The organism is Acinetobacter sp. 742879 (assembly GCF_000588535.1).
Taxonomy (GTDB): domain Bacteria; phylum Pseudomonadota; class Gammaproteobacteria; order Pseudomonadales; family Moraxellaceae; genus Acinetobacter; species Acinetobacter pittii.
In genome coordinates this window covers 1-2,047 of the sequence record NZ_JFYC01000035.1, presented here as the reverse complement: position 1 = coordinate 2,047, position 2,047 = coordinate 1, and the positions used below count along the sequence as shown (strand labels likewise).

Below are 2,047 nucleotides of genomic sequence, written 5' to 3'. Positions count from 1 at the left end.
TTCGTGCAGGCACAGGCCGCAAAAATATTTCAAATACAAACGATCTCTAATCTAATTTTCCGTTTTGTATCGAAAGATAAGATTGCTAAAAATCTGCATCCAGACGGGCAAAAAAATCTATCTGTTGGTTATGCGATGGATTCATTACGCCGGGTGTCGGTAGCCAAGCATATTAGTGGGTATATGCATCGTATTAGTTTGCCTCAGCAGAGAGTATCTCAAACAGCTTTGTTAAACGAGCTTGGTTCTAAAGTTGAAATAATTGTTGGAGAGAAGGACCCAATTGTTACTAGAATAAGTCCTAATATTCCTGTACATATCATTGCTGGCGCAGGCCATAATCCGCACGTTACCCATGTAGAAGCGGTTTATGATTACCTCACACCAGTTCTAACCAAATATATTAGCACCACAGCACAGCTCAGTGATGTCTGATATTTCCAAAGTACAGGTGTATGTCTGCCCAGTTTCACGGGTGCCACAAAACCACTTAATATTGAGTCATTATCTCAGCTTTCTCAATACGGCAGAAAAGTTGAGATATGATCAATATCATCCTTATGCTGCACGTCTTTTCTTAATCTCTCGTGTCTTAACGAGGTCTGTTTTAGCAGATAAGTTGGGTATTTCACCCCATGAGGTCAACATTCAATTACAACCTAACGGCAAACCTTTTATACAAGGCAATAAAGCTGTTTATTTCAATCTTAGTCATTCAGCAGACGTTATTGTTCTTGCGGTGACTGAAGAAGGGGAAATAGGAGTCGATGTTGAACGGGTGGACCGTGAGTTCGATTGGATGCGTGTCGATAGCGTGTTAGCGCCAAGTGAAATTGAATGGATTCAGGAAAATGAAAGGATTGATCCATCCAGTGTATATCAGCGTTTTTTTCAAATATGGACCTTAAAAGAATCCTATATTAAATGTACTGGCGAAGGAATGAGCCGTCATTTAAAGAAGCTCAACTTTCATGTGTTAGCTGAACACATAGATTTTCTCGATTCAACTCGTGATATTCAAAAGACAGAAGAATATTATTTCCAAAGTTATGTCTATGATCATAACTTCATCTTTTCTACCTGTTTACAACAAAGATGTAGTCTAGAGCGCTTTAACTTGGATTGTTTTCAATTAGTACCATGTATATCTACGCATCGCATAACGCCAGTACCGTGCAAATATAACTAGATTAAATCGATACAATTACTGGTTTAAAAATATGAGTCTATTAATGAAACACTTGGGCTTGAGTCGAACTCTTCTCAATAAGTTATGTGTGAAACGGTAAAAAGAAAAAAGCCCCAGTCTTTCGACTAGGGCCTTTTAAATTTGGAGCGGGAAACGAGACTCGAACTCGCGACCCCAACCTTGGCAAGGTTATGCTCTACCAACTGAGCTATTCCCGCGTGCCGCTTATAATACATTAAGCAAAACAAGGGTCAACAACTTTATGCAAATAATTATGCTGATTGCATAAAATAAAAACAGAAATGACCATTTAGCGGTATTTTTGTTGTTAAGTTGCCGAATAAATAGACATTTTGTTTGAAGTCAAAGCATACAAGAGCAACTTTTGTTTGTGTGTAGACAAGGTATACTAGGTTCAAATATACGAATAATCGTAAAAGGAAAAGCTATGAGCCTTGAACAACAGTTGATTGAACGGTTACAAACACTTGCACCTAGTCATTTGGAAGTGCTCAATGAGTCTGCCGGGCACGGTGGTTATTTTCCAGGTAAGGAATCTCATTTTAAAGTGATTATAGTGAGCGACGAATTTAATGGATTGCGTTTAGTTCAACGTCATCAAAAAGTATACGCCTTAGCTTCTGATTTGATGAATCCGGGCCAAATTCATGCTTTAGCAATTCATGCTTATTTGCCAAGTGAGTGGCAAGGTCAAGCACCTGCTAGCCCAGAATGTGCACATGCACCTAAAAGCTAAGGGTTAATTTCATGGATGCACATTTACTCACTAAAATTATTCATATGACTGCGGTAGCTGCCGCACTTATGGTCTTTGTTTTACGCGCTTCAACTCTGTTT

General features: G+C 38.8%; 3 protein-coding genes, 1 tRNA gene and 1 pseudogene. 4 read left to right on the top strand and 1 reads right to left on the bottom strand.

Features of this window, described 5'->3' with window-relative positions:
• Together J690_RS23445 and J690_RS23440 are read left to right on the top strand one after the other, a co-directional pair.
• Nucleotides 1–435: alpha/beta fold hydrolase (locus J690_RS23445; RefSeq protein ID WP_032038811.1), on the top strand; the 435-nt coding region annotated here is incomplete at its 5' end.
• Nucleotides 428–1,189 carry a 4'-phosphopantetheinyl transferase family protein gene (locus J690_RS23440; RefSeq protein ID WP_032038537.1) on the top strand — a complete coding sequence of 254 codons (762 nt, stop codon included), beginning with the start codon at nucleotides 428–430 and terminating at the stop codon, nucleotides 1,187–1,189. The genes J690_RS23445 and J690_RS23440, both read left to right, overlap by 8 nt.
• Nucleotides 1,190–1,331: 142 nt before the next feature.
• Here the strand turns inward: J690_RS23440 and J690_RS23435 are convergent.
• Nucleotides 1,332–1,407 (bottom strand) — tRNA-Gly (locus tag J690_RS23435).
• Between the two features lie 230 nt (nucleotides 1,408–1,637).
• Between J690_RS23435 and J690_RS23430 the strand changes: the two genes are divergently transcribed.
• Together J690_RS23430 and J690_RS23425 are read left to right on the top strand one after the other, a co-directional pair.
• Entirely contained in the window at nucleotides 1,638–1,946 is a 309-nt protein-coding gene (locus tag J690_RS23430) for a BolA family protein (protein ID WP_032038538.1), read from the top strand.
• Between the two features lie 11 nt (nucleotides 1,947–1,957).
• Nucleotides 1,958–2,047, top strand: a pseudogene (locus J690_RS23425) (SirB2 family protein); the annotation flags it as partial.